Genomic DNA, 24390 nt, shown 5'->3' with positions numbered 1-24390 from the left:
GTCGTTCGGCTGCGCGCCGCCCGTGGCTTGTCGCGCAGTTCCCCGCGCCCCTGGGTGGGTCACCGCAAGCCCGTCGACCTGCGCAGTGCCGCATCGATCAGCCTGCTCACCAGCTCCGGGTAGCTGATGCCGCTCGCCTGCCACATCTGCGGGTACATCGAGATCGGTGTGAAGCCGGGCAGCGTGTTGATCTCGTTGATCACGAACTCGCCTTCCTCGGTGAGGAAGAAGTCCGCGCGGACCAGGCCCTCGCAGGAGGCCGCGTCGAAGGCGTCGACCGCGAGCCTCTGGACCTCGGCCGTCTCCTCGGGCGTGAGCGGCGCCGGCACGATGCCCGGGGTCGAGTCGATGTACTTCGCCTCGAAGTCGTAGTACGCGTGCTCCTGCGGCGGCGGGATCTCCGCGGGGACCGACGCGCGCGGGCCGTCCTCGAACTCCAGGACTCCGCACTCGATCTCGCGGCCCCGCAGCGCCGCCTCGATGAGGATCTTCGGGTCGTGGCTCTGCGCCTCGGCGATCGCCTCGTCGAGGCCGGAGAGGTCGTCGACCTTGGTGATGCCGATCGACGAACCCGCGCGCGCAGGCTTCACGAAGAGCGGCCAGCCGTGCTCGCCGGCGAAGTCCACGATCTTCTTGCGGGCGGCGGACTCGTCCCGCTCCCACTCCCGCGGCCGGATCACCACGTACGGTCCGACCTTGAGCCCGAAGGAGGTGAACACCCGCTTCATGTACTCCTTGTCCTGGCCGACGGCCGAGGCGAGCACACCCGAGCCGACGTACGGGACACCGGAGAGCTCCAGCAGGCCCTGGAGGGTGCCGTCCTCGCCGTAGGGGCCGTGCAGGACGGGGAAGACGACGTCGACCTCACCGAGCGCCTTGGGCACCGATCCGGGCTCGCTGTAGACGACTTCGCGGTTCGCGGGGTCGACCGGGAGCACCACGCCGCCCTCGTTCGACTCGGCGAGCTCCTCGACGCTCGGCGTACGGCGCTCGGTGATCGCCATGCGTTCCGGTTCGTCGGCGGTGAGCGCCCAGCGGCCGTCCTGGGTGATGCCGATCGGCAGGACGTCGTACTTCGTCCGGTCGATCGCCCGCAGTACGGCGCCGGCGGTGACCACGGAGATCCCGTGTTCGGAGCTGCGCCCGCCGAAAACGACGGCCACGCGCGGCTTGCGAGGCGGCTGCTCAGGGCTCTGGGAGAGGTTCTCGGTGCTCATATCGCGTTGAGAGTACCCGGTGGTAGGACCCTGATACAGCACGCCTCAGCCGGGTTGCTCAGCGTCGTTCGGGCTTCGCGCTGCGCGACATCAGCTCCTTGACGGCGACCACCGGCGACTTGCCCTCGTGCACGATGCCGACGACCGTCTCGGTGATCGGCATGTCGACTCCGTGTCTGCGGGCCAGATCCAGCACCGACTCACAGGACTTGACGCCCTCGGCGGTCTGCTTGGTGACCGCGATGGTCTCCTGCAGGGTCATGCCCTTGCCGAGGTTGGTGCCGAAGGTGTGGTTGCGCGACAACGGCGAGGAGCAGGTCGCCACCAGGTCGCCGAGACCGGCGAGTCCGGAGAAGGTGAGGGGGTCCGCGCCCATCGCCAGGCCCAGGCGGGTCGTCTCCGCCAGACCGCGCGTGATGAGCGAACCCTTGGCGTTGTCACCGAGGCCCATGCCGTCCGCGATGCCGACGGCGAGACCGATGACGTTCTTCACGGCTCCACCCAGTTCGCAACCCACCACGTCCGTATTGGTGTACGGGCGGAAGTACGGCGTGTGGCAGGAGGCCTGGAGACGCTGGGCGACCGTCTCGTCGGTGCAGGCGACCACGGCGGCGGCCGGCATCCGGGCGGCGACCTCGCGCGCGAGGTTGGGTCCGGTGACCACGGCGATGCGGTCCTGCCCCACCTTGGCGACGTCCTCGATCACCTCGCTCATCCGCATGGCGGAGCCGAGTTCGACGCCCTTCATGAGGGAGACGAGGACGGTGTCGGGCGCGAGCAGCGGAGTCCAGTCGGCGAGGTTGGCGCGCAGGGTCTGCGAAGGGATCGACAGAACGGTGAAGTCGGCGCCCGCAGCGGCCTCGGCGGGGTCCGTGGTCGCCCTGACACTCTGCGGAAGCTCCACGCCGGGAAGGTAGTCGGGGTTCGTGCGGGCGGAGTTGATGGCCTCGGCGACCTCCGGGCGACGCGCCCACAGAGTGACCTCGCAACCTGCGTCGGCGAGTACGACACCGAAGGCCGTACCCCATGAACCGGCGCTGAGAACCGCCGCTTTGACGGGCTTGGTCACTTGCTCTTCTCCCCCTCGTGGCCGGTCTCGACCTCGGTCCGGCGTCGCTGTTCGATCCGCTCGCGGCGCGGGTCGTACGCCGCCGCGGGTGCCTTCTCGCCGCGGATGTTCTCCAGTTGCGCGGTGACGGCGGCCATGATGACCTCGGTGGCCTCCTTCAGGAGCTCCGGGGTCATCTCCTTGTCGTAGAAGCGCGACAGGTCCACGGGCGGGCCCGCGAGGACCTGCGAGGTCTTGCGCGGAAGGACGTTGAGCTTCTTGGCGTACGGCGGCAGCAGTTCGTTGGCGCCCCACTGCGCGACCGGGATCACCGGGCACTTGGTCTGCAGGGCCACGCGCGCGGCACCGGTCTTGCCGGTCATGGGCCACTGGGCGGGGTCCCGGGTGATGGTGCCCTCGGGGTAGAACGCTACGCACTCGCCGCGCTCCACGGCGTCGATCGCCGCCCGGAAGGCGCTGAGCGCGTCCGTGGTCTCGCGGTAGACGGGAATCTGTCCCGTGCCGCGCATCATGACCCCGATGAATCCCTTGTTGAAAAGACCGCTCTTCGCGAGGAATCGCGGAACGCGGCCGGTGTTGTACTGGAAGTGCGCGTACGCGAAGGGATCGATGTGCGAATTATGGTTGACCGCGGTGATAAATCCGCCGTCGGCCGGAATGTGCTCCATTCCACGCCAGTCCCGCTTGATCAGAACCATGAGCGGCGGTTTGGCGATCACCGCTGCCAAGCGGTACCAGAAGCCGATTCTGCGGCGGGGCACGCGGACACCTTCCTCTAGGGCCTGGGGGGCCGCACAAGTGTCGCCCCAGGCCGCCGGTCTGTCGAGAACACCGTACGCCCCGCCACCGACACCGCCAGATGGGCCGCATGACGACTGAGTGACAATGGCCGCGACAAGACAAGGACGGAACGCTCGTGCAGTGGACGTTGGTCATCCCGCTGAAAGCCCTGTCGCGGGCCAAGAGCAGGCTCTCGGACACCGCCGACGACGGGGTGCGCCCGGGGCTGGCCCTCGCCTTCGCCCAGGACACCGTGGCGGCCGCGCTGGCCTGCCCGGCGGTCAGGGATGTGGCGGTCGTCACGGACGACGCCCTGGCCGGCCGCGAGCTGGCGGCTCTGGGCGCCCGCATCGTCCCCGACGAGCCCGCGGGCGGCCTGAACGCGGCCCTGGCCCACGGAGCGGCCGGCGTACGGTCTTTGCGCCCCGAAGCCCCCCTGGCGGCCCTGAACGCGGACCTGCCGGCCCTACGCCCCCTGGAATTGGCCCGCGTCCTGGACGCGGCGGCTGAATTCCCCCGCGCTTTCCTCTCGGACGCGGCGGGGATAGGGACCACTTTGCTGGCTGCGTCGGGCGACAGGGAATTGCTGCCCGCCTTCGGCGCAGATTCCCGCTTCCGCCATCACGCGTCGGGCGCCGTGGAACTCCGGCTCATCGATGTGGACTCCGTACGCCAGGACGTGGACACCGGCGAGGACCTGCGAGCGGCGCTGGCGCTGGGAGTGGGCCGATACACGGTGACGGCCTCGGAAGGACTGCTGGAAACCCACCCAGGGGCGCGCGGCTGTATCGACATGCGGCTCCGCCGCGCGGGCGCGACCAGCCCCCACCGGCCCGCACCCGACAACGAACCAGGCACTACCCTGACCGCCATGCAGGCCACCGCGTACACATACGACCCCGAGACCCGCAGCGGCCAGGTACTCCTGGACGACGGCACCCCGATGCCCTTCGACGCCCCGGCTTTCGACGCGGGAGACCTCAGGCTTCTGCGCCCGGGCCAGCGGGTACGCATCGAAGTCGAGGACTCCAAGATCACCCTGGTGACCCTGCAGACCCTCTGACCCCCGAACACACGCCGCGGGCCGGACTCCGTATCGGAGTCCGGCCCGGCGCGTGAGTGCCTCTGTGCCCTTACCTCTTGCGGGCCGTGGCCTTCTTGGCGGTGGTGGTGCGAGCCGCCGACTTTTTGGCGGGCGCCTTCTTGGCGGTCGCCTTCTTCGCCGGGGCCTTCTTGGCCGTCGCCTTCTTGGCGGTGGTCTTCTTCGCGGCGGTGGTCTTGGCGGTCGCCGTCGTCTTCTTGGCGGGCGCCTTCTTCGCCGTGGTCTTCTTCGCGGCGGCCGTGGTCTTCTTGGCCGTCGTCTTCCTCGCGGTGGTCTTCTTCGCGGCGGTCTTGGCGGTGGTCGCCTTCTTCGCGGCCGCCTTCTTGACCGTGGCCGAAGCCCCGCCGGTCAGGCTGCCCTTGGGCGCCTTCTTGACCGCGACATCGTTCTTCGGGAGCTTCTTCGTGCCGCTCACCAGGTCCTTGAAACCCTGGCCCGCGCGGAAGCGCGGAACGGAGGTCTTCTTGACCCGAACCCGCTCGCCCGTCTGGGGGTTACGGGCGTAACGGGCCGGCCGGTCGACCTTCTCGAACGAACCGAAGCCGGTGACCGAGACCCGGTCGCCCGCCACCGTCGCGCGGACGATGGCGTCCAGGACCGCGTCGACCGCGTCGGCGGCCTGCTGGCGGCCGCCGACCTTGTCGGCAATCGCTTCTACGAGCTGCGCCTTGTTCACGTCTTCCCCTTCGGAGACATTGCCCGAACGAAAGTGTTCAAGCTTTTTCGCACGTTAGGCAGATATATACCGCAAATCAAACACGAAACGGGCTTATCACCCTTGTGCCGCAACGAACTCGGCTGCTCTGGACTTGTTCAGCGTTCCTCTTCCGGGATTCGACCCGCGTCGAGGTCAGCGGTGAACCGCTCCAGACGCCTTGTCGCTTCGACAACGTCGTGCTTGGCCGCGGCCGTAATGACCAGCAGCTTCCGGGTCAGCGCCATCCGTACGCCCTCCGGGACTTGCAGTGCGCGCACTCTTGTGTGCGCTTCCTTGAGTTGGTCCGCGACTGCCGCGTAGAGCTCGAGTTGGCCGTCGTGTTCCATGCACAGATTGTGCCATCTGGGGCGAGTTGTCGCCTGCTAGGGGTGCAACTGCCGCCCCAAACGGCCTTCCGGGCACATGCGGAAGCCACGGCTACAAGGCACGCGTACCCCGACAACACCCGTCGTAACGTGGGAAGTTGAGCGGGCGTGTCGCAGCGCGCGGGGCCGCCCGGACGCAGACACGGCCGTACCCCCGATCGGGCTGATCGGGGGTACGGCGGGGATGTTGGGTGGCCGAAACTCGACCTGTTCAGTTGCTCCGAAGGAGGGGCGCCGTCACGCCTGGAGCGTCCGCGGCTTGTACGAGGGGCGCTTGGCCTCGTACGCGGCGATGTCGGCCTCGTTCTGGAGGGTGATGGAGATGTCGTCCAGGCCGTTCAGCAGCCGCCAGCGGGAGTTCTCGTCCAGCTCGAAGCTTGCGGTGATCCCCTCGGCGCGCACCTCGCGGGCCTGAAGGTCGACCGTGATCTCCGCCTCGGGGTCGTTCTCCGAGAGCTCCTGCAGCGCGTCCACGATCTTCTGCTCCAGAACCACCGTGAGCAGGCCGTTCTTGAGCGAGTTGCCGCGGAAGATATCGGCGAACCGGGAGGAGATGACGGCCTTGAAGCCGTAGTTCTGCAGCGCCCACACCGCGTGCTCACGGGAGGAGCCGGTGCCGAAGTCCGGGCCTGCGACCAGGACGGTCGCACCCTTACGCTCGGGCTGGTTGAGGATGAATTTCCCGTCCTTGCGCCAGGCCTCGAAGAGTCCGTCCTCGAACCCGTCCCTTGTCACCTTCTTGAGCCAGTGAGCAGGGATGATCTGGTCGGTGTCGACGTTGGAACGGCGCAGCGGGACGGCCCGGCCGGTGTGCGTGGTGAATGCTTCCATGACTCTCAGACTCCAGCGGCGACAGGGGCGTCGGACAGGTCGGCGGGCGATGCCAGGTGGCCGAGCACGGCGGTCGCGGCCGCGACCTGCGGCGACACCAGGTGCGTACGACCGCCCTTGCCCTGCCGGCCCTCGAAGTTGCGGTTGGAGGTCGACGCGGAGCGCTCACCGGGGGCGAGCTGGTCGGGGTTCATGCCCAGACACATCGAGCAGCCCGCGTGCCGCCACTCGGCGCCGGCCTCCTTGAAGACGACGTCCAGGCCCTCGGAGACGGCCTGCAGACCCACGCGCGCGGAGCCGGGGACGACCAGCATCCGTACGCCGTCGGCGACTTTGCGGCCCTTGACGAGCTCGGCGGCGGCGCGCAGGTCCTCGATACGGCCGTTGGTGCACGAACCTACGAAGACGGTGTCCACCTTGATGGAGCGCAGCGGCTGTCCGGCCTCCAACCCCATGTATTCCAGGGCCTTTTCGGCGGCGAGGCGCTCCGAAGCGTCTTCGTACGAAGCGGGATCGGGGACGTCCGCCGAAAGGGGCGCGCCCTGGCCGGGGTTGGTGCCCCAGGTGACGAACGGCGACAGCTCGTCGGCCTTGATGACGACCTCGGCGTCGAACTCGGCGTCCTCGTCCGTCTTCAGCGTCTTCCAGTACGCGACGGCCGCGTCCCAGTCCTCGCCCTTGGGGGCGTGCGGACGGCCTTCGAGGTAGTCGAAGGTGGTCTGGTCGGGGGCGATCATGCCCGCACGGGCGCCGGCCTCGATCGACATGTTGCAGATGGTCATGCGGGCTTCCATCGAGAGCTTCTCGATGGCGGAGCCGCGATACTCCAGCACGTAGCCCTGACCGCCGCCGGTGCCGATCCGGGCGATGATCGCCAGGATCAGGTCCTTGGCGGTGACACCCTCGGGCAGCTCGCCGTCGACCGTGATGGCCATGGTCTTCGGGCGGACCAGCGGCAGCGTCTGGGTGGCCAGCACGTGCTCCACCTGGGAGGTGCCGATGCCGAACGCCAGGCCGCCGAAGGCGCCGTGCGTGGAGGTGTGGGAGTCGCCGCAGACGACCGTCATACCGGGCTGGGTCAGACCCAGCTGCGGGCCGACGACGTGCACGACACCCTGCTCCACGTCGCCCAGCGGGTGCAGACGCACACCGAAGTCGGCGCAGTTCTTGCGCAGCGTCTCCAGCTGGACCCGGGAGACCGGGTCGGCGATCGGCTTGTCGATGTCGAGGGTCGGGGTGTTGTGGTCCTCGGTGGCGATGGTCAGGTCGAGCCGGCGCACCTGGCGACCGCCCTTGCGCAGACCGTCGAAGGCCTGCGGGCTGGTCACCTCGTGCAGCAGGTGCAGATCGATGAAGAGGAGGTCGGGCTCGCCCTCGGCGCGCCGGACGACATGGTCGTCCCAGACCTTCTCCGCGAGTGTCCTACCCATCGCTTTCCCTCCGGTCGGCCAAAGGAGCACCGACCCAACTAGAAGATCTTGTGGAGGCGACGCCCATGGCCCCTGTTCCCGGGCACCCGCCGCCAGGCCCGTTGATCCGCGGGCCACTGTGCCTACAAGGGTTGCGCGTCTCACGAAAAAAGGAACTTGCGTTTCACAGAGTGAGACGTGAGTATCGTTTCATGGACAACAGTAGCGGCGTCGGCGTTCTGGACAAGGCAGCCCTTGTTCTGAGCGCTCTGGAGTCCGGACCCGCCACCCTCGCAGGACTGGTCGCGGCCACCGGACTGGCACGACCCACGGCTCACCGACTGGCCGTGGCTCTGGAACACCACCGCATGGTGGCACGCGACATGCAGGGCCGTTTCATTCTGGGCCCTCGTCTCGCCGAGCTGGCCGCGGCCGCCGGCGAGGACCGCCTCCTCGCGACGGCAGGCCCGGTGCTCACGCACCTCCGTGACATCACCGGCGAGAGCGCGCAGCTCTACCGCCGCCAGGGCGACATGCGCATCTGCGTCGCCGCGGCGGAGCGCCTGTCCGGCCTCAGGGACACGGTCCCGGTCGGCTCGACGCTCACGATGAAGGCGGGCTCCTCGGCCCAGATCCTGATGGCCTGGGAGGAGCCGGAGCGCCTGCACCGGGGTCTGCAGGGCGCCCGCTTCACGGCGACGGCCCTGTCGGGCGTACGGCGCCGCGGCTGGGCCCAGTCCATCGGCGAGCGCGAGCCGGGCGTCGCGTCCGTCTCCGCGCCGGTCCGCGGCCCCTCCAACCGCGTGGTGGCCGCCGTCTCGGTCTCCGGCCCCATCGAGCGCCTGACCCGCCACCCGGGCCGCATGCACGCCCAGGCGGTCATCGACGCGGCGGCCCGACTCTCCGAGGCACTGCGCCGTACGGGCTGACGGCGCGTATCCCTGTCGGAACAAGACCGGCCTCAACGCCGCGGCAGGTCTTGGAACGACGGGGAGTGAATCGCCGCCCAGGGGCATCCCCAGCCCCGACGGCGCACCATCTGCCCCCACTGGTCGTCCGCCGTCCGACCCACCGTCGTGGCTGGCCGCGCAGTTCCCCGCGCCCCTGGGCAGGTCACCTGCTCCCGGCCCGATAGGCGAACCTCTCCTTCGCGTACCGCCCGCGCGCCGCGACCGGTACCTGACCATGCGCCGCCGCGAGACCGAACGCCGGCATGTCGGCGTAGATCGACTCGTGCGACCCCTCCGGCACCACGTACGCCTCGTGCCACAGCCCCACGTGCCGGCGCGTCTTCCCCGCCTTCTCCTTGCGGTTGATGATCGCCCACGCCCGTCGGTGGAGCGCGTCCTGCGCATGCGCGTACGCGTACAGCTTCTCCTTCGACTCCCAGTACTGGACGACGTAGTACGTCCGCGGCGAAGCCGTCAGCAGTACATGGGAGAGCAGCCCCCGCTCCGGCGCCCGTGACAGCTCGCGCAGCATCCTCGGCATGGCCACGAAGACCGGGAACCAGTGGTGCACGGCCCAGAAGTGGTTGATGCGCATTCCGATCAGCAGGACCACCGCGTCCCCTTCCACGGATGCCGTGGTGCGGCCTGCGGTGACTTTCTTCCCGAACATGGGACCCTCCTGGTTGGCGAGCGGCACTATCCGAGTGCGGCATGTTTGGATAGTGCCGGTATCCGAGAGGGGGCGCAAGAGATGCGGCTGGCCGAACTCAGCGAGCGCAGCGGTGTGTCCACCGCGACGATCAAGTACTACCTGCGAGAAGGGCTGTTGCCGCCCGGTCGGCAGATCAACGCCACGACGGCCGAGTACGACGAGGAACATCTGCGGCGGCTGCGGCTGGTGCGGGCGATGATCCAGGTGGCCGGGGTGCCGGTGGTGAAGGTGCGCGAGGTGCTCGGGCATGTGGACGACGACTCCCTGGGCGGCTCGATCCGCCTCGGCGCGGCCCTGTGGGCGCTGCCGCAGGTGCCGGAGCCGGACGAGGACGACGAGGACCTCCGGGCCGCGCACCAGGAGGCCACCGCACTCCTGGACCGGCTCGGCTGGGAGAACGCCAAGCAGCTCACGACCATCTCCCCCGCGTACCGCTCACTGGTGGTGGCGATGGCCGCGTTCCGTCGGCTCGGCTATGACTGGGGGGCCGAACAGCTCGCCCCGTACGCCGAGTTGATGCACCGGACGGCCGTCCTCGACCTGGACAACATGGAGACGTACCCGTCGCAGGCGGAGCGGGTCGAGTTCGCGATCCTGGGGGCGATTCTCAACGAGCCGCTGCTGCAGTCGCTGCACCGGCTGGCCCAGGAGGAGGAGTCGACGCGGAGATACGGTTTCCAATGACCCCAGGACACAGCGAAGGCCCTCCACCGAAGTGAAGGGCCTTCCTCTACGTACCCCCGACCGGATTCGAACCGGCGCTACCGCCTTGAGAGGGCGGCGTGCTAGGCCGCTACACAACGGGGGCGTGGAGCCTGCATGCGTTGAGTACTACACCGCCGCAGGTCCGAGCTGGTCTACCTGGACTCGAACCAAGACTAACTGAACCAGAATCAGCCGTGCTGCCAATTACACCATAGACCAATGTGGTTTAGACCAGTTCCGTACCCCCGACCGGATTCGAACCGGCGCTACCGCCTTGAGAGGGCGGCGTGCTAGGCCGCTACACAACGGGGGCCCTAGCGATCCCGAGTTGATCGAGATCAGTACCCCCGACCGGATTCGAACCGGCGCTACTGCCTTGAGAGGGCAGCGTGCTAGGCCGCTACACAACGGGGGCGATGCAGATGAGCTCTGCGAGCTGGCCTACCTGGACTCGAACCAAGACTAACTGAACCAGAATCAGTCGTGCTGCCAATTACACCATAGGCCACTGGAACGCAAGCCCCGGAAGGGATCTTGTTCTAGTTTGCTCCTCCGGTTCCGGACCTTTCGGCCCGCTCCCCGGCGGCGCAGGAAGAACATTACCCGAAGGTGGACGGGGCTCCAAAACGGGTATCCGCGCCGAGGATCGCGGGGAGTTCGGCGAGTGAGGCGATCCGGTGCGGTCCAAAGGACGCGGCGGTACCGGCGTGCACACCGCCGTCTCGATCGATCCAGACCGAGAGCAGACCGGCTTCGGCGGCGCCCCGGCCGTCGATCTCCGGGTGGTCCCCGACGTACGCCACCTGGTGCGGGGCCAGCTCCAACGCCTCGCAGGCCGCGAGGAACGCACCGGCGTCGGGCTTGGAGACGCCCAGCTCGGCGGCGCACAGGATGACCTCGAAGCGGTCGTGCACACCGAGGACGCGGAGTTTGTGGTCCTGGACGTGGATGCTGGAGTTGGACAGCACCGCGTGCCGGTGGCTGGCGGCGAGGGCGTCCAGGGCGGGCAGGACATCGGGGAAGAGCGCCCAGGCGGTCTCGTAGTGCGCGATGTACCGCTGGAACCAGGCGTCGGCCTCCGCGTCGGTCAACTCCTCGCCCAGGAACACCCGCACCCGGTCCCGCCGCTGGCCCTGGAAGTCGACCTCGCCCGCCGAGAAGCGCGCCCACTGGGTGTCGGTGACCGCCCGCCAGCGCGCGATGGCCTGCTCGACGCTCTCGTACGCCGTCATAAGCCCCTCGGCCGTCAGATGCAGCCGCATGCCGATGCGGTCGGCCCCCGTGTAGTCGAAAAGAGTGTCGTCGACGTCCCAGACCACCGCCCGAATGCTCATGTGCCGACCGTAGCCTGCGGCAGGCGCTGGCACACTGGGGCCATGAGCGAGTACCGCGTCCAGTTCACCGTCGAGGCCCGGGAGGCGTACGACGCCCTGCCGCCCTCACGCCAGGCCCACCTGGACAAGGCCGTGCGGATACTGGCTCGCGACCCGTTCCGGAAGCACTCGACCGCCCCGCTGGGCCCCGACGAGCATCTGCGCAAGGCGTACGTCGCCCCCGGCGTGATGCTGGAGTACATGGTGGCCGGCGCGATCATGGTCGTCGTCGTGCTGGAGATCTTCGACGAGACCGCCTACCTGATCGACGAGGCCGACGCGCAGTGACCGACACGTGGAGGGGCGGTACCCGGAATTCCGGGTACCGCCCCTCCACGCAGTCGTGACTTACGCGGCCAGCTTCGCCAGCGCCGCGTCGATCCGGGCCAGTGTCGTCTCCTTGCCCAGGACTTCCAGGGACTCGAAGAGGGGCAGGCCGACCGTGCGGCCGGTGACGGCGACGCGGACCGGGGCCTGGGCCTTGCCGAGCTTGAGGCCGTGGGTCTCGCCGGCGGCCAGGACGGCCTCCTTCAGGGACTCGGGCGAGGTCCAGTCGGCCGAGTCCAGCTTCTCGCGGGCCGTCCGGAGGAGGGCGTCCGAGCCCTCCTTCATCGCCTTCGTCCAGGAGGGCTCGTCGAAGACCGGCTCCGGCAGGAACAGGAAGTCGACGTTGTCGGTGATCTCGGACAGGACCTTCAGACGGGTCTGGGCGTGCGGGGCGATCGCCTGCCACTTCGTCTCGTCGAAGTCCTCCGGCGACCAAGGAGCGAACGGGGCCTTCAGCCACGGCGCGCAGCGCTCCGTGAAGTCCTTCACGTCCAGCAGGCGGATGTGGTCGGCGTTGATCGCCTCGCACTTCTTCAGGTCGAAGCGCGCCGGGTTGGGGTTCACGTCCGCGATGTCGAAGGCCGCGACCAGCTCGTCGGTGGTGAAGATGTCCTTGTCCGCCGAGAGCGACCAGCCCAGCAGGGACAGGTAGTTGAGCAGACCCTCGGGCAGGAAGCCGCGCTCCCGGTAGAGGTTGAGCGAGGCCTGCGGGTCACGCTTGGAGAGCTTCTTGTTGCCCTCGCCCATGACGTACGGCAGGTGCCCGAAGGCGGGTACGGACTTCGCGACGCCCAGCTCGATCAGCGCCTTGTACAGGGCGATCTGGCGGGGGGTGGAGGAGAGCAGGTCCTCGCCGCGCAGGACGTGGGTGATCTCCATCAGGGCGTCGTCGACCGGGTTCACCAGCGTGTAGAGGGGCGCCCCGTTGGCTCGTACGATCCCGTAGTCCGGCACGTTCTCCGGCGTGAACGCCAGCTCGCCGCGGACCAGGTCCGTGAAGGTGATCGTCTCGTCGGGCATACGGAAGCGGACGATGGGCGTACGCCCCTCGGCGACGTACCCGGCGACCTGCTCTTCGGTCAGGTCGCGGCAGTGGCCGTCGTAGCCCGAGGGCTTGCCCGCCGCGCGGGCGGCCTCGCGGCGGGTGTCCAGCTCCTCCTGGGAGCAGTAGCAGTGGTAGGCGTGGCCGGCTTCGAGGAGCTTGGCCGCCACTTCCTTGTAGAGGTCCATCCGCTGCGACTGGCGGTACGGCGCGTGCGGGCCGCCCACCTCGGGGCCCTCGTCCCAGTCGAAGCCCAGCCAGCGCATCGAGTCGAGCAGCTGCTGGTACGACTCCTCGGAGTCGCGGGCCGCGTCGGTGTCCTCGATGCGGAAGACCAGCGTGCCCTGGTGGTGGCGGGCGAAGGCCCAGTTGAACAGGGCGGTGCGGACCAGGCCCACATGGGGGTTACCGGTGGGCGAGGGGCAGAAACGTACGCGGACGGGTGCGCTAGCCACGCTTGACAACCTTGTTGGTGAGAGTGCCGATGCCTTCGATGGTGACGGCGACCTCGTCGCCGACGGTGAGCGGCCCGACGCCTGCCGGGGTGCCCGTGAGGATCACGTCGCCGGGGAGCAGCGTCATGGCCTCGGTGATGTTGACGATCAGATCCTCGATCGGGTGGATCATCTCGCTGGTGCGGCCGAGCTGGCGTTGTTCGCCGTTGACGGTGAGCTGGATCGTCAGGTCGGAGGCCGTCTCCAGGTCCAGGTCGGTCTCCACCCAGGGGCCCAGCGGGCAGGAGGTGTCGAAGCCCTTGGCCCGCGCCCACTGCTTCTCGCGCTTCTGGACATCGCGCGCGGTGATGTCGTTCGCGCAGGTGTAGCCGAAGATCACGTCCTTGGCGCGCTCGCGCGGGACCTCGCGGCACATCCGGCCGATGACGACGGCCAGTTCGGCCTCGTGGTGGACGTCCTCGGAGAACGAGGGGTACTGGATCTCGTCGCCGGGGCCGATCACCGAGGTGGAGGGCTTGAAGAAGGCGAACGGGACGTCCGGTACCTCGTTGCCGAGTTCCTTCGCGTGGTCGGCGTAGTTACGGCCGTACGCCACGACCTTGTTGGGGAGCACCGGCGGCAGCAGCCTGACCTTGCTGAGCGGGACCTTCGTACCGGAGAGCTCGAAGTCCGTGAACGGGATGCCCTTGATGATGTCGAGGACGAGCTCGTCCGGCCTGTCGCCCTCGACCGCGCCGAAGGCGACGTTCCCGTCGATGGAGAATCTGGCGATGCGCACGGGATCCTGGCGCCCCTCTACTCGACCGGCTGGAGTCTGACGCTCCAGGCTAACGCGGGGAGGGGTGCCCCGAGGCTGTGGCCGGACCAGGGACCGACGACAAGACGGCCAAGCGCCGTGCCGGACGCGGGGAACCCGGTTCAGAGCCTCGGGGTGCCCTTATGGGCCCCCGCGTCGCTCAAGGCACACCCCCGATGGACCGTGCCTCGCGCAATACGCCCGGGCCACCTGCCCGAAGGGCGGTGATCCGGGCGCGCTACGGTTACTCGGCCGCGGAGACCGGGATCTCCATCAGGACCGTGCGCCGCGGGTTGGCGGTCTGGGCCGGAAGGTCGAGCGAGTGCTCCGGCCGCTCCGGGGCCGCCAGTTCGCCGGCGTCCTGGAGGTGCACCAGCGTCGTGCGCCGCGGGTTGGCAATGTTGCGGAACATCATCGTCGTCTTCACGGTTGTACTCGACCTCGGATGTCGTGGGTTTGGACAGATGCAGCACTCTTGTAAAGCGTCAGGCTAAACATGCCATTCCCCTCCGAAGCCGCGAAGACCTCATGATCAGCGTGTGAGTTTGCTCACTGAGCTGCGGGCAAACCGGACAATTCCGAGCCTCAACTCACCCCAACGAAACGGACATTGACTCCCTGAAGCCCTCATTCCGCTCCTGATCATGGCGACTGGGACACCTGTCACCACCGGGCGACTCGCGGGCTTATGCCCGTTATTGACGAGAACGCTTTCCACGCCCGGTGACACGACCCTCACGTGGTGTCACGTAGGTCACGGTCTGACCCACGGACCTTGTTGGAGATCCTGCACTGTGCTGGAATTCCACGGACCGCCGCGGGATCCAGCCGGCGCACAGGGGGCGCAGAGAAGCGCCGAGCGGCGGTGAGAAGGGGGAGCCAGCGCCGGTCACTCACGACCACCCGGGGCGCGTATTCAGGGCGCTCCCCACAACGCCGACACCGTGCTCCGCCGTTCTGCGGAGGAGCGCCTGGTCCAGAGGTTGCGACGCTAGTGCAGGGACGTTTCAAGAGGGATGGCAGCGCTTCGGCCGAGCCGGAGCGGCACGGCGGGACTGGCCCCAATGTCGGCAGTTCCTCCCCCCAGCACGCCCAGAACCCGGGCTCGACCCCGTCCGCCGACGGCGGTTCCGGCCCCGGGCGCCTCGGCACGTCGGCGTCCTCGGGCCCGGCGGCCGCGGCCACGCCGACGGTGAAGCCCCCGAAGGGCCCGAGCGGCCCGGGATCGCGAGTAGCTCTGCGTAACTGGCGTATCTCCACGCGCCTGGTGTCGCTGCTCGCGCTCCCCGTGGTGGCGGCCACCTCGCTGGGCGCGCTGCGCATCAACGACTCCATGGACGACATCCAGCAGCTCGACAACATGAAGCTGCTGACAGAGATGACCAAGCAGGCCACCGAACTGGCCGCCGCGCTCCAGGAGGAGCGCGACCAGTCGGCCGGCCCGCTGGCGCACGACTCCACGGCGAGCACCATCACGGTCAAGGGCTACCGGGACAAGACGGACCGGGCCGCGACCAACTTCATCGCCGCCGCCGAGGACATCGACACCTCCAGCAAGGACGGCAACCTCCAGGGCGTCCGCGACAGCCTCGTCGGTCTCGTCCGCGACCTGGACACGCTCAGCAAGATCCGCAGCGACGCCTACGAGACCAAGCGCAACGCCACCCAGACGGTGGAGTCCTACCACCGTCTGATCACCCATCTGCTGGACCTCTCCCAGGACATGGCCGAGGCCACCAGCAACCCGGACATGATCCAGCGCACGCGTGCCCTGGCGGCCTTCTCTTCCGCCAAGGAGTACGCGTCCAGCCAGCGCGCGATCCTCGCGGCGGCACTGCCCACGTCCAACAAGACACCGGGCAGCCTCTCCGAGACCGACCGGCTGTACGGCCAGGGCGCGCTCGACAGTGAGGCGTCCGAGCTCAGCACCTTCCGCAGCATCTACGGCGACAACGACGCCGAGCAGCTCCTGCAGCCCATCGAGGACGGCAACTCGAACATCGAGGCCTCCGACCAGTACGCCAACCGTGCCTTCGGCCGGTCGGAGGGCCTTGCCGACCTGGACAAGCGCTCCTACAAGGACTGGATCGACGACAGCTCGACCAAGATCCAGCAGATGGGCAACATCGAGCACACGCTCCTTGAGGAGATGGAGCAGAAGGCCCGCGAGCTGCGCAACGAGTCCGAGCGCGAGGCGATCATCTCCGGTGCGCTGATCCTGCTCGTGCTCGGTGTCTCGCTGGTCGGCGCCTTCGTCGTCGCCCGGTCCATGATCCGCTCGCTGCGCCGCCTCCAGGAGACCGCCACCAAGGTCGCCCAGGACCGCCTGCCCGAGCTGGTCAAGCAGCTGTCCGAGTCCGACCCGCAGGACGTCGACACCTCGGTGGTGTCGGTCGGTGTGCACTCCCGGGACGAGATCGGCCGAGTGGCCGCGGCCTTCGACGACGTGCACCGCGAGGCGGTCCGCCTCGCCGCCGAGCAGGCCCTCCTCCGGGGCAACGTCAACGCGATGTTCACCAACCTCTCGCGCCGCTCCCAGGGTCTTATCCAGCGCCAGCTGTCGCTGATCTCCGAACTGGAGTCCCGCGAGGCCGACCCGGACCAGCTGTCCTCGCTCTTCAAGCTCGACCACCTCGCGACCCGCATGCGCCGTAACGGCGAGAACCTCCTGGTCCTCGCCGGTGAAGAGCCCGGCCGTCGCTGGACCCGCCCGGTCCCGCTGGTCGACGTGCTCCGCGCCGCCGCCTCCGAGGTGGAGCAGTACGAGCGCATCGAGCTGGCCTCCGTGCCGACCACGGAAGTCGCCGGTCGCGTCGTCAACGACCTCGTGCACCTGCTCGCCGAGCTGCTGGAGAACGCCACCTCGTTCTCCTCGCCGCAGACCAAGGTCAAGGTCACCGGTCACGCGCTGCCCGACGGCCGGGTACTGATCGAGATCCACGACACCGGTATCGGACTCTCCCCCGAGGACCTCGCGGCGATCAACGAGCGACTCGCCTCGCCGCCCACCGTGGACGTCTCGGTCTCCCGCCGCATGGGTCTGTTCGTGGTCGGCCGGCTGTCCCAGCGCCACGGCATCCGCATCCAGCTCCGCCCGTCCGACTCCGGTGGCACGACCGCGCTGGTCATGCTGCCCGTCGATGTCGCCCAGGGCGGCAAGAAGCCCCAGCCGAAGCCCGGTCAGGGCGCCCCCGGTGCCCCGGCCGCGGCTCAGGCCGCCGCCGGTGTGGCCGCGGCCCGTCGTGGCGGTCAGGGCGGCGGTGTCCTCGGCGCCGGTGCCCCCTCGGGCGGCCGGCTCAGCGCCGGTCAGGGACCGCGAGCCGCGCTGCCCGGCAGTGGCCAGGGCGGCCGTCCCGGTGCGCCGGGCGGACCGCGTGGACCGCAGGGTCCGGGTACGCCTCCGCAGGGCCGGCCTGCTCCGGCCGGCGCGGCTGCCGGGTTCGGCGGCCAGGCTCCGGGTGCCCCGCAGGGCCTGCAGGCCGCGGGCACAGGCGGACCTGGCCGGGACGCCTTCAGCGGCCAGGACGCCTTCAGCGGCCAGGACGCCTTCAACGGTCAGGACGCTTTCGGTGGCGGCCAGGACGCCTTCGGCGGCCGGGGTCCCGTACCCCCGCAGCCGCAGGCCCCGAACGCGGGCCAGGCTCCCGAGCCGGGCGGTCGGCGCCGTCGGCCGCAGCTGCCGGGCCGCGGTGGTCCGCGGGCCGAGCTGCCGGGCGGCAACCAGCAGCCGCGTACGCCCAGCTGGAGCGACGACAACGCGCAGCCGCCAGTGGCGCGTGCCTCGCTCGACGTCCCGCGCGGCCACGACGAGCAGGACCCGGCCGCCACGTCCCGCATGCCGCGGATCGACGACCTCCAGGGTCCGGCGACCACGTCCGAGTTCCCCCGCCCGGACTTCGACGCCCCGCAGAACACCGGCCAGTTCCCCCGCCCGGGTGCGAACGGCCCGCAGGGCGACTTCCCACGCCCCGGTGCGAACGGGCCGCAGAACACGGGTCAGTTCCCGAGGCCGGGTGCGAACGGTCCCCAGGACACCGGCGAGTTCCCCCGCCCGGACACGAACGCCCAGCAGAACACGGGCCAGTTCGTCCGCTCGGACATCTTCGGCACCCCGCCCCCCGGGCAGAACGGCAGCTCGCGGGAGACCGGGCAGTTCGCGACGCCGCAGGCGTACGACAGCGGCTCGACGGGCCAGTTCGCGATGCCGGGCTTCGACGGCAGCTCCACCGGGCAGCACTCCCTGCCGGGCCGCCAGGACCCGTCGTCCACGGGCCAGTTCGAGCGTCCCCAGACCAACGGCGCCGACTTCGGCACCCCCCGGCCGCCCGTGCCGCCGCGTCCGCAGCAGCGGCCGGTGCGGCAGGAGCCGGAGGCGCTGCCGCCGGCCTCGGGTCCCGGTGACGGCCGTACGCCGCTGTACGACACGCTGGAGACCAACTGGTTCCACGGCGTCGGCCAGCAGGGACAGGGGCAGCCGTCCAACGGCAGCTCCTCCCCCACCTCGGCCCCGCGGCCGCCCCAGCAGGCTCCCGCGGCCCCCCAGAACCCGGCAGCTGCTCCGCAACGGCCCGCGGCCTCCGCGGGCTGGCGCAGCTCGCCCAACGACGACCTCGTCCGGCAGGCGGAGCGGGTGCGCCAGCCGGCCGCGGGCGGTGTCACCACCTCCGGTCTGCCGCGCCGGGTGCCCAGGGCGAACCTCGTCCCGGGTACCGCTCAGCAGCAACAGCACCAAACCGGTCCGCAGGTCTCGCGTTCGCCTGACGACGTACGCGGTCGGCTGACCAATCTCCGTCGGGGTATCGCACAAGGTCGTCAGGTCGGCGGTAACGGCCAGACGGGCAGCTTCCCGAACCCCACTCACCAGCAGGAGCGTTAGTTGAGCCCGATGAGCCAGGCGGCACAGAACCTCAACTGGTTGATCACCAACTTCGTGGACAACACCCCAGGGGTGTCCCACACCGTCGTCGTGTCCGCCGACGGTCTTCTGCTGGCGATGTCCGAGGGCTTCCCGCGCGACCGTGCCGACCAGCTGGCGGCCGTCGCGTCCGGACTCACCTCGCTGACGGCCGGCGCCTCACGGATCTTCGAGGGCGGCAGCGTGGCCCAGACCGTCGTGGAGATGGAGCGGGGATTCCTCTTCCTCATGTCCGTCTCGGACGGTTCCTCGCTGGCGGTCCTCGCGCACCCGGAATGCGACATCGGCCTCGTCGGCTACGAGATGGCACTGCTCGTCGACCGCGCGGGCGCAGTGCTCACGCCCGATCTGCGAGCCGAGCTGCAAGGCAGTCTGCTTCACTGAACCACCCCGGATCCACCCGTCTCACGAAATCACCGTCCGGCCGCCACAATCCCCCCACCGGCCTCACCAGACGGCTTGCCAGACCGACTTGCTGTCCCGCCCGGAGGATTCATGACCCCGCCCACCGCCTCTCATGATCCGTACGCGGAGCCGTACGAGGATGAGGGCGACCAGCCGCTGGTACGTCCGTACGCGATGACCGGCGGCCGGACCCGGCCGCGCTACCAGCTCGCCATCGAGGCCCTGATCAGCACCACGGCCGACCCGGCGGCGCTCATGGGGCTCCTGCCCGAGCACCAGCGGATCTGCCATCTGTGCCGTGAGGTGAAGTCGGTCGCCGAGGTCTCGGCGCTGCTCGCCATGCCGCTCGGCGTGGCCAGGATCCTCGTCGCGGACCTCGCCGAGGCCGGCCTGGTGGCCATCCACCAGCCGGGCGGCGACGAGAACAACGGCGGCGCTCCCGATGTGACGCTGCTCGAAAGGGTGCTCAGTGGACTTCGCAAGCTCTGACGCGGGGCGGGCCACCACCTCCGCGAAGATCGTGGTGGCCGGCGGCTTCGGCGTGGGCAAGACCACCTTCGTGGGAGCGGTCTCGGAGATCAACCCGCTGCGCACGGAGGCCGTGATGACGTCCGCTTCGGCGGGCATCGACGACCTCACCCACACCGGGGACAAGACGACCACCACGGTCGCCATGGACTTCGGCCGCATCACCCTGGACCAGGACCTGATCCTGTACCTCTTCGGTACCCCCGGTCAGGACCGCTTCTGGTTCATGTGGGACGACCTGGTCCGCGGCGCCATCGGCGCGGTGGTCCTGGTCGACACCCGCCGTCTCGCCGACTGCTTCCCCGCCGTGGACTACTTCGAGAACAGCGGCCTGCCCTTCGTCGTGGCCCTCAACGGCTTCGACGGGCACCAGCCGTACGCTCCGGAGGAGGTGCGCGAGGCCTTGCAGATCGGCCCGGACGCGCCGATCATCACGACGGACGCCCGCCACCGGTCGGACGCCAAGAGTGCCCTGATCACACTGGTCGAGCACGCCCTCATGGCACGCCTGCGGTAACTTTCAAGTACCCGATGCCGTACGGCAGTTGTCGTAGATGTACCGGAGCCGGCTGTGGTCTTTGACACGGTCGGCCCCGGTGTTCATAACGTTTCGGCAGAGGAATCGGGTGGTACGGCCACGCGTGGTTGCCAACCGGTCTCGCTGCGCTCACAACAGCCCCGTCTTTTGACGGGGCTCGCTCTTTATGACCGTTTTATCTAGGTCTACATCACGTGGAATTTCCTCGTACCACTGTTTGGAGGTGCGCAGGCCGTCGTGCTGGAATGCCTGAACTGCCCAATAGTCAAAGACGTACTCACTAGTCGATGACGTACTGGGCTCTGAGAGACTGCGGCACAACGTAAGGTGCCGACCCCTCCGAGAGGTTGTTGGTCGAGTGAGGCGAAGCAAGAACGGTCCCGAGCCGTCGGCCCGGGGCAACTTCACCCCGCCGCCGCGCGGAGCGGCGCCCGCCCCTGTGCCCGGCCCGGAGCCGACGGCCGCGCCGCCGTCCGGCGGCGGCCGTTTCTCCCCGCGCAACTGGCGGGTGCCGACCCGGCTGAACGCGATCCTGCTCATACCCGTGATCGTCGGCCTCGTCATGGGCGGCTTCCAGGTCAAGAGCTCGATCGACACCTGGCGTGAGGCCGAGGACGCGGAGAACACCGCACGCCTCGTGCGCGCCTCCCTCAGCTACGCCGACGCCCTCTACCAGGAGCGCGACAGCACCGCCGCCCCGCTGCTGAGCGGCCAGGGCCAGAACAACGCCACGGTCGTCGCCGCCCGCAAGAAGACCGACGAGGCCGCCGACGCCTTCGACGCGGCCGCGCAGGACATGCCGCAGAAGGCGGGCCTGCAGCGCCGCCTCAAGGTGTTCCGGGACGGCGAGGGAAGCCTCCAGACGCTGCGCGCCGGCGCCTACACCTCCCCCAAGCTCACCGGTGTGAAGACCGAGGAGGGCTACACCCAGGTCGCCCACCCGCTGACGGAGTTCGCCAACGAGCTCGGCCTCGGCACCGGAAACATCACCAGCTACGGCCGTACGGTCTACGCCATCGAGCTCACCAAGGCGGCCCTGTCGCTGCAGCGCTCCATCGGCATGCACCTGCTGATCAAGCCCGGTCCCGGTCTGAGCAGCTTCGCCAGCCAGAAGGTCGCCCTCTCCTCGTACGCCTATCTGGAGGGCATCGCCGTCGAGGAGTACGTCGGCGGCGGCACCGAGGCCGACGCGGCGAAGCTCGACACCGCGAAGAAGCAGATCCAGACGGAGGGCACGGCGCTGGCCAAGGAGGCCGCCGCCAAGAACCCGAACTATGTCCCGCCGCCGTCCAACCCCGTGGCCATGGTCTCCAGCCTCGCCCAGCTCCCGTCGATGGACGAGAGCGCCCGTGAGTCGCTCGCCAAGGACGGCATCACGGCCGAGAACTGGTGGGCGGTCAACACCCTCAAGTACAACGCCTACCGTCAGATCGAGACGGACCTGGCCGACACCGCGGTGAACGAGGCCGCGAGCATCGCCGACGACGCCAAGCGCGACGCGTTCATCGTGGGTGCCGCCGTCGTGGTCGCCCTGCTCCTCGCGTTCATCCTGGCCGGTGCGGTCGCCCGCCAGATGTCCCGCTCGATGCGCCAGCTGCGCAACGCCGCCTTCGGTATCGCCGAGCAGCGGCTGCCGATGCTGGTCGACCAGCTCTCGCGCACCGACCCCGGCCGGGTCGACACCCGGGTCGTGCCGATCCCCATCACCACCAAGGACGAGATCGGCGAGGTCGCCCGGGCCTTCGACCAGGTCCACCGCGAGGCCGTACGACTCGCCTCCGAGCAGGCCCTGCTCCGCGGCAACATCAACGCGATCTTCACCAACCTGTCCCGGCGCAACCAGTCGCTGATCGAGGGCCAGCTGACCCTGATCACCGACCTGGAGAACAACGAGGCCGACCCGGACCAGCTGGAGAACCTCTTCCGTCTGGACCACCTCGCGACCCGTATGCGCCGCAACGGCGAGAACCTCCTGGTCCTCGCCGGCGAGGAGCCCGGCCGCCGCTGGGACCAGCCGGTCCCGCTGGTCGACGTCCTGCGCGCCGCCTCCTCCGAGGTGGAGCAGTACGAGCGCATCGAGCTGTCCGGCGTCCCGGAGGCCGAGATCCACGGCCGGGCGGTCACCGACCTCGTGCACCTGCTCGCCGAGCTCCTTGAGAACGCGACGACGTTCTCCTCCCCGCAGACCAAGGTCCGCGTCACCGCGACCCGTCTGCCCGACGGCCGCATCATGATCGAGATCCACGACAAGGGCATCGGTCTCACCGCCGAGGACTTCGCGGACATCAACCACAAGCTGGCCAACCCGCCGACCGTGGACGCCGCGATCTCCCAGCGCATGGGCCTGTTCGTGGTCGGGCGCCTCTCCGATCGGCACGGCATCCGCGTCCAGCTGCGCCCCTCGGGCGAGCAGGCCGGTACGACGTCCCTGGTCATGCTGCCCGACGCGATCACCCACGGCGGTGGCGGCGAGCAGCAGCCGGCCGCCGACGAGTTCACCGTCTCCCAGATCATCCCGGAGCAGCAGTACCAGGGTGAGGACTTCAACACCGGTCTGCCGATGCGTACGGCCGCGGAGCTCGGCTTCGACGACAGCCGCTACTCCGAGGTCCCGGACGACATACGCGAGCTGGACCCGGTCGGCCGCTCCCTGATGCGTGAGGAGCGCCGGGCGGCCCTGGAGGCCCAGAGCCACGACCAGCCCGCCGCCCTGCAGGGTCCGGAGACGTCGTACACCGACGCGTTCGACGCTCCCCACAACGCCCCGCAGACCGGCTACGACACCGGCCGGAACGGTTTCCCGGAGCAGCAGCCCTCCTCGTACGACCAGCAGACGTCGTACGAGGAGGCTCAGCAGGCGCCGTACGAGGAGCAGCGGCAGACGTCGTACGAGGAGCCCAAGCCCCCGGCGTACGACGAGCAGTACTTCGCGCAGAACGGCGGCCTGCCGCAGAACGACACCTTCTCGCCGAACGGCGGCGGCTACCCGGAGCCTGGGTATGCGGAGCCGGTCCAGGAGGAGCCCGCGGCGGTGCACGCCGCCGCCCCGGAGACCTTCTCTGGCTTCGAGGAGCGCCCCTACCAGGATGACTGGCCGCAGTCGGACGGTTACCGGAACGGCTACGCGGACCAGTACGCTCCGGAAGCGGAATCTGTGCAGGCCGCTGACGCGAGTGAGCGTGAGCGCGTAGGCTTCGACCGTCCGGGGCCGGCCCCCGCCACCGTGGGTCACGAACTGACCGACGCCGGGCTCCCCCGCCGTGGCTCCACCGGGAGCGGCGCGAACGGCTCGAACGGCACGCGGCACGCGACCCAGGAGCCACCGGCCTCCGCGCCGGAGAGCAACGGCGGCGGCGACATCTGGCGCACGGCCAACGACGAGCGGTGGCAGCAGGCCTCCCAGCTCCGGAAGCCCAAGGCGGGCGGGGTCACCTCCTCCGGTCTGCCGCGGCGGGTACCCAAGGCCAACCTGGTCGAGGGAGCCGCCGAAGCCACCCCCCAGGGAGGCCCATCGGTCTCCCGTGCTCCCGAGGACATCCGGGGCAGGCTGAGCAACCTGCGTCGCGGTGTGCAGCGGGGCCGCAACGCAGGCAGTGAAACGAACGGTCAGGGCTTCGGTTCTGACAGCACCTACAACCAGGAGCGTTAGTGTGAGCCCGATGAGCCAGGCGGCGCAGAACCTGAACTGGTTGATCACCAACTTCGTGGACAACACCCCGGGGGTGTCCCACACGGTGGTGGTCTCCGCCGACGGACTCCTTCTGGCGATGTCCGAAGGCTTTCCGCGCGACCGTGCCGACCAGCTTGCGGCCGTCGCCTCCGGTCTGACCTCGCTGACCGCGGGTGCCTCGCGCATCTTCGAGGGTGGGGCGGTGAACCAGACGGTTGTGGAGATGGAGCGGGGATTCCTGTTCATCATGTCCGTATCCGACGGTTCGTCGCTCGCGGTTCTCGCACATCCGGAGGCGGACATCGGTCTCATCGGGTACGAGATGGCTCTTCTGGTGGACCGTGCCGGTTCGGTCCTGACGCCCGATCTGCGTGCGGAGCTCCAGGGCAGCCTGCTCAACTGACAGACAGACGGTGCGTTTTGGCGTCCCGGGGCCGTAAGGTTTCGGGACGCGGCTCCACACAGCGTGATGGGTGCCCCGGC

21 protein-coding genes, 5 tRNA genes and 1 pseudogene are annotated in these 24390 nt (G+C 69.3%); 10 read left to right on the top strand and 17 right to left on the bottom strand.

The window, feature by feature from the left end; translation table 11 throughout:
• Positions 1-59: 59 nt before the first annotated feature.
• From ACI2L1_RS03785 to ACI2L1_RS03775, 3 genes are read right to left on the bottom strand one after another with little or no spacing between them, the layout of a single operon-like run.
• On the bottom strand, positions 60-1217 hold the full coding sequence (locus ACI2L1_RS03785; RefSeq protein ID WP_404737687.1) for a D-alanine--D-alanine ligase family protein: 1158 nt from the start codon (positions 1215-1217) through the stop codon (positions 60-62).
• Positions 1218-1275: 58 nt separating this feature from the next.
• Positions 1276-2286, bottom strand: coding sequence for an NAD(P)H-dependent glycerol-3-phosphate dehydrogenase (locus ACI2L1_RS03780; protein ID WP_404737686.1), 1011 nt, complete (start codon positions 2284-2286; stop codon positions 1276-1278).
• Entirely contained in the window at positions 2283-3047 is a 765-nt protein-coding gene (locus tag ACI2L1_RS03775; protein WP_404737685.1) for a lysophospholipid acyltransferase family protein, read from the bottom strand. Before ACI2L1_RS03775 ends, ACI2L1_RS03780 begins: the two co-directional genes overlap by 4 nt.
• A gap of 155 nt (positions 3048-3202) precedes the next feature.
• On the opposite strand from ACI2L1_RS03775, the pseudogene cofC reads away from it, so the two are divergent.
• A pseudogene (cofC, locus tag ACI2L1_RS03770) lies at positions 3203-3826 on the top strand (2-phospho-L-lactate guanylyltransferase); the annotation flags it as partial.
• A 373-nt stretch (positions 3827-4199) separates the two neighbouring features.
• Here the strand turns inward: cofC and ACI2L1_RS03765 are convergent.
• The 4 genes from ACI2L1_RS03765 to leuC all read right to left on the bottom strand — a co-directional run bounded on the left by ACI2L1_RS03765 (position 4200) and on the right by leuC (position 7512).
• Positions 4200-4844 carry an HU family DNA-binding protein gene (locus ACI2L1_RS03765; RefSeq protein ID WP_404737684.1) on the bottom strand — a complete coding sequence of 215 codons (645 nt, stop codon included), beginning with the start codon at positions 4842-4844 and terminating at the stop codon, positions 4200-4202.
• A 137-nt stretch (positions 4845-4981) separates the two neighbouring features.
• Positions 4982-5212: a hypothetical protein gene (locus ACI2L1_RS03760; RefSeq protein ID WP_362663318.1), complete on the bottom strand. Its 231-nt coding sequence runs from the start codon at positions 5210-5212 to the stop codon at positions 4982-4984.
• Between the two features lie 276 nt (positions 5213-5488).
• A complete protein-coding gene (gene leuD, locus ACI2L1_RS03755) occupies positions 5489-6082 on the bottom strand; it encodes a 3-isopropylmalate dehydratase small subunit (RefSeq protein WP_404737683.1) in 594 nt (197 codons plus the stop codon).
• Positions 6083-6087: 5 nt separating this feature from the next.
• Positions 6088-7512 (bottom strand): 3-isopropylmalate dehydratase large subunit, encoded by a 1425-nt coding sequence (leuC, locus tag ACI2L1_RS03750; RefSeq protein ID WP_404737682.1) that lies wholly within the window; start codon positions 7510-7512, stop codon positions 6088-6090.
• 191 nt (positions 7513-7703) lie between these two features.
• Here leuC and ndgR point away from each other — a divergent pair, with 191 nt between their 5' ends.
• Positions 7704-8420, top strand: a complete 717-nt coding sequence (gene ndgR, locus ACI2L1_RS03745; RefSeq protein WP_007384919.1) for an IclR family transcriptional regulator NdgR — start codon at positions 7704-7706, stop codon at positions 8418-8420.
• A 184-nt stretch (positions 8421-8604) separates the two neighbouring features.
• On the opposite strand, the gene ACI2L1_RS03740 is transcribed toward ndgR, so the two are convergent.
• Positions 8605-9111 (bottom strand): DUF4188 domain-containing protein, encoded by a 507-nt coding sequence (locus tag ACI2L1_RS03740; RefSeq protein ID WP_404737681.1) that lies wholly within the window; start codon positions 9109-9111, stop codon positions 8605-8607.
• 81 nt (positions 9112-9192) lie between these two features.
• Here ACI2L1_RS03740 and ACI2L1_RS03735 point away from each other — a divergent pair, with 81 nt between their 5' ends.
• The gene (locus ACI2L1_RS03735; RefSeq protein ID WP_404737680.1) at positions 9193-9837 is read left to right on the top strand and encodes a MerR family transcriptional regulator; all 645 of its coding nucleotides are present in this window, start codon (positions 9193-9195) and stop codon (positions 9835-9837) included.
• Positions 9838-9888: 51 nt separating this feature from the next.
• On the opposite strand, the gene ACI2L1_RS03730 is transcribed toward ACI2L1_RS03735, so the two are convergent.
• The 6 genes from ACI2L1_RS03730 to ACI2L1_RS03705 all read right to left on the bottom strand — a co-directional run bounded on the left by ACI2L1_RS03730 (position 9889) and on the right by ACI2L1_RS03705 (position 11192).
• Positions 9889-9961 (bottom strand) — tRNA-Glu (locus tag ACI2L1_RS03730).
• 44 nt (positions 9962-10005) lie between these two features.
• Positions 10006-10077, bottom strand: a tRNA-Gln gene (locus ACI2L1_RS03725).
• 21 nt (positions 10078-10098) lie between these two features.
• A tRNA-Glu gene (locus tag ACI2L1_RS03720) sits at positions 10099-10171 on the bottom strand.
• A 29-nt stretch (positions 10172-10200) separates the two neighbouring features.
• Positions 10201-10273: transfer RNA gene (locus tag ACI2L1_RS03715), tRNA-Glu, on the bottom strand.
• A gap of 21 nt (positions 10274-10294) precedes the next feature.
• Positions 10295-10366, bottom strand: a tRNA-Gln gene (locus ACI2L1_RS03710).
• A 91-nt stretch (positions 10367-10457) separates the two neighbouring features.
• Positions 10458-11192 (bottom strand): HAD family hydrolase, encoded by a 735-nt coding sequence (locus ACI2L1_RS03705; RefSeq protein WP_404737679.1) that lies wholly within the window; start codon positions 11190-11192, stop codon positions 10458-10460.
• A gap of 42 nt (positions 11193-11234) precedes the next feature.
• On the opposite strand from ACI2L1_RS03705, the gene ACI2L1_RS03700 reads away from it, so the two are divergent.
• Positions 11235-11519 (top strand): type II toxin-antitoxin system RelE/ParE family toxin, encoded by a 285-nt coding sequence (locus ACI2L1_RS03700; protein ID WP_404737678.1) that lies wholly within the window; start codon positions 11235-11237, stop codon positions 11517-11519.
• Between the two features lie 60 nt (positions 11520-11579).
• Here the strand turns inward: ACI2L1_RS03700 and gltX are convergent, their stop codons facing one another.
• The 3 genes from gltX to ACI2L1_RS03685 all read right to left on the bottom strand — a co-directional run bounded on the left by gltX (position 11580) and on the right by ACI2L1_RS03685 (position 14278).
• Positions 11580-13064, bottom strand: a complete 1485-nt coding sequence (gene gltX, locus ACI2L1_RS03695; protein WP_404737677.1) for a glutamate--tRNA ligase — start codon at positions 13062-13064, stop codon at positions 11580-11582.
• Positions 13048-13833, bottom strand: a complete 786-nt coding sequence (locus ACI2L1_RS03690; RefSeq protein WP_404737676.1) for a fumarylacetoacetate hydrolase family protein — start codon at positions 13831-13833, stop codon at positions 13048-13050. The genes gltX and ACI2L1_RS03690 overlap by 17 nt, the downstream gene beginning before the upstream one ends.
• A gap of 262 nt (positions 13834-14095) precedes the next feature.
• A complete protein-coding gene (locus ACI2L1_RS03685; protein WP_404737675.1) occupies positions 14096-14278 on the bottom strand; it encodes a hypothetical protein in 183 nt (60 codons plus the stop codon).
• Positions 14279-14845: 567 nt separating this feature from the next.
• Between ACI2L1_RS03685 and ACI2L1_RS03680 the strand changes: the two genes are divergently transcribed.
• The 6 genes from ACI2L1_RS03680 to ACI2L1_RS03655 all read left to right on the top strand — a co-directional run bounded on the left by ACI2L1_RS03680 (position 14846) and on the right by ACI2L1_RS03655 (position 24310).
• A complete protein-coding gene (locus tag ACI2L1_RS03680; RefSeq protein ID WP_404737674.1) occupies positions 14846-18727 on the top strand; it encodes a nitrate- and nitrite sensing domain-containing protein in 3882 nt (1293 codons plus the stop codon).
• 9 nt (positions 18728-18736) lie between these two features.
• Positions 18737-19150, top strand: a complete 414-nt coding sequence (locus tag ACI2L1_RS03675) for a roadblock/LC7 domain-containing protein (RefSeq protein WP_003993189.1) — start codon at positions 18737-18739, stop codon at positions 19148-19150.
• A 111-nt stretch (positions 19151-19261) separates the two neighbouring features.
• On the top strand, positions 19262-19660 hold the full coding sequence (locus ACI2L1_RS03670) for a DUF742 domain-containing protein (protein WP_003973454.1): 399 nt from the start codon (positions 19262-19264) through the stop codon (positions 19658-19660).
• On the top strand, positions 19641-20216 hold the full coding sequence (locus ACI2L1_RS03665) for an ATP/GTP-binding protein (RefSeq protein ID WP_007384912.1): 576 nt from the start codon (positions 19641-19643) through the stop codon (positions 20214-20216). Before ACI2L1_RS03670 ends, ACI2L1_RS03665 begins: the two co-directional genes overlap by 20 nt.
• Before the next feature lie 379 nt (positions 20217-20595).
• Positions 20596-23886, top strand: coding sequence for a nitrate- and nitrite sensing domain-containing protein (locus ACI2L1_RS03660; protein WP_404737673.1), 3291 nt, complete (start codon positions 20596-20598; stop codon positions 23884-23886).
• Between the two features lie 10 nt (positions 23887-23896).
• Entirely contained in the window at positions 23897-24310 is a 414-nt protein-coding gene (locus tag ACI2L1_RS03655) for a roadblock/LC7 domain-containing protein (protein WP_007384910.1), read from the top strand.
• Positions 24311-24390 lie beyond the last annotated feature (80 nt).

Source organism: Streptomyces sp. NPDC019531, from assembly GCF_044903305.1.
In the GTDB taxonomy this organism is placed as follows: Bacteria; Actinomycetota; Actinomycetes; order Streptomycetales; family Streptomycetaceae; genus Streptomyces.
The sequence above is the reverse complement of the archived record's forward strand: the minus strand, read 5'-3'. Positions and strand labels throughout refer to the sequence as shown.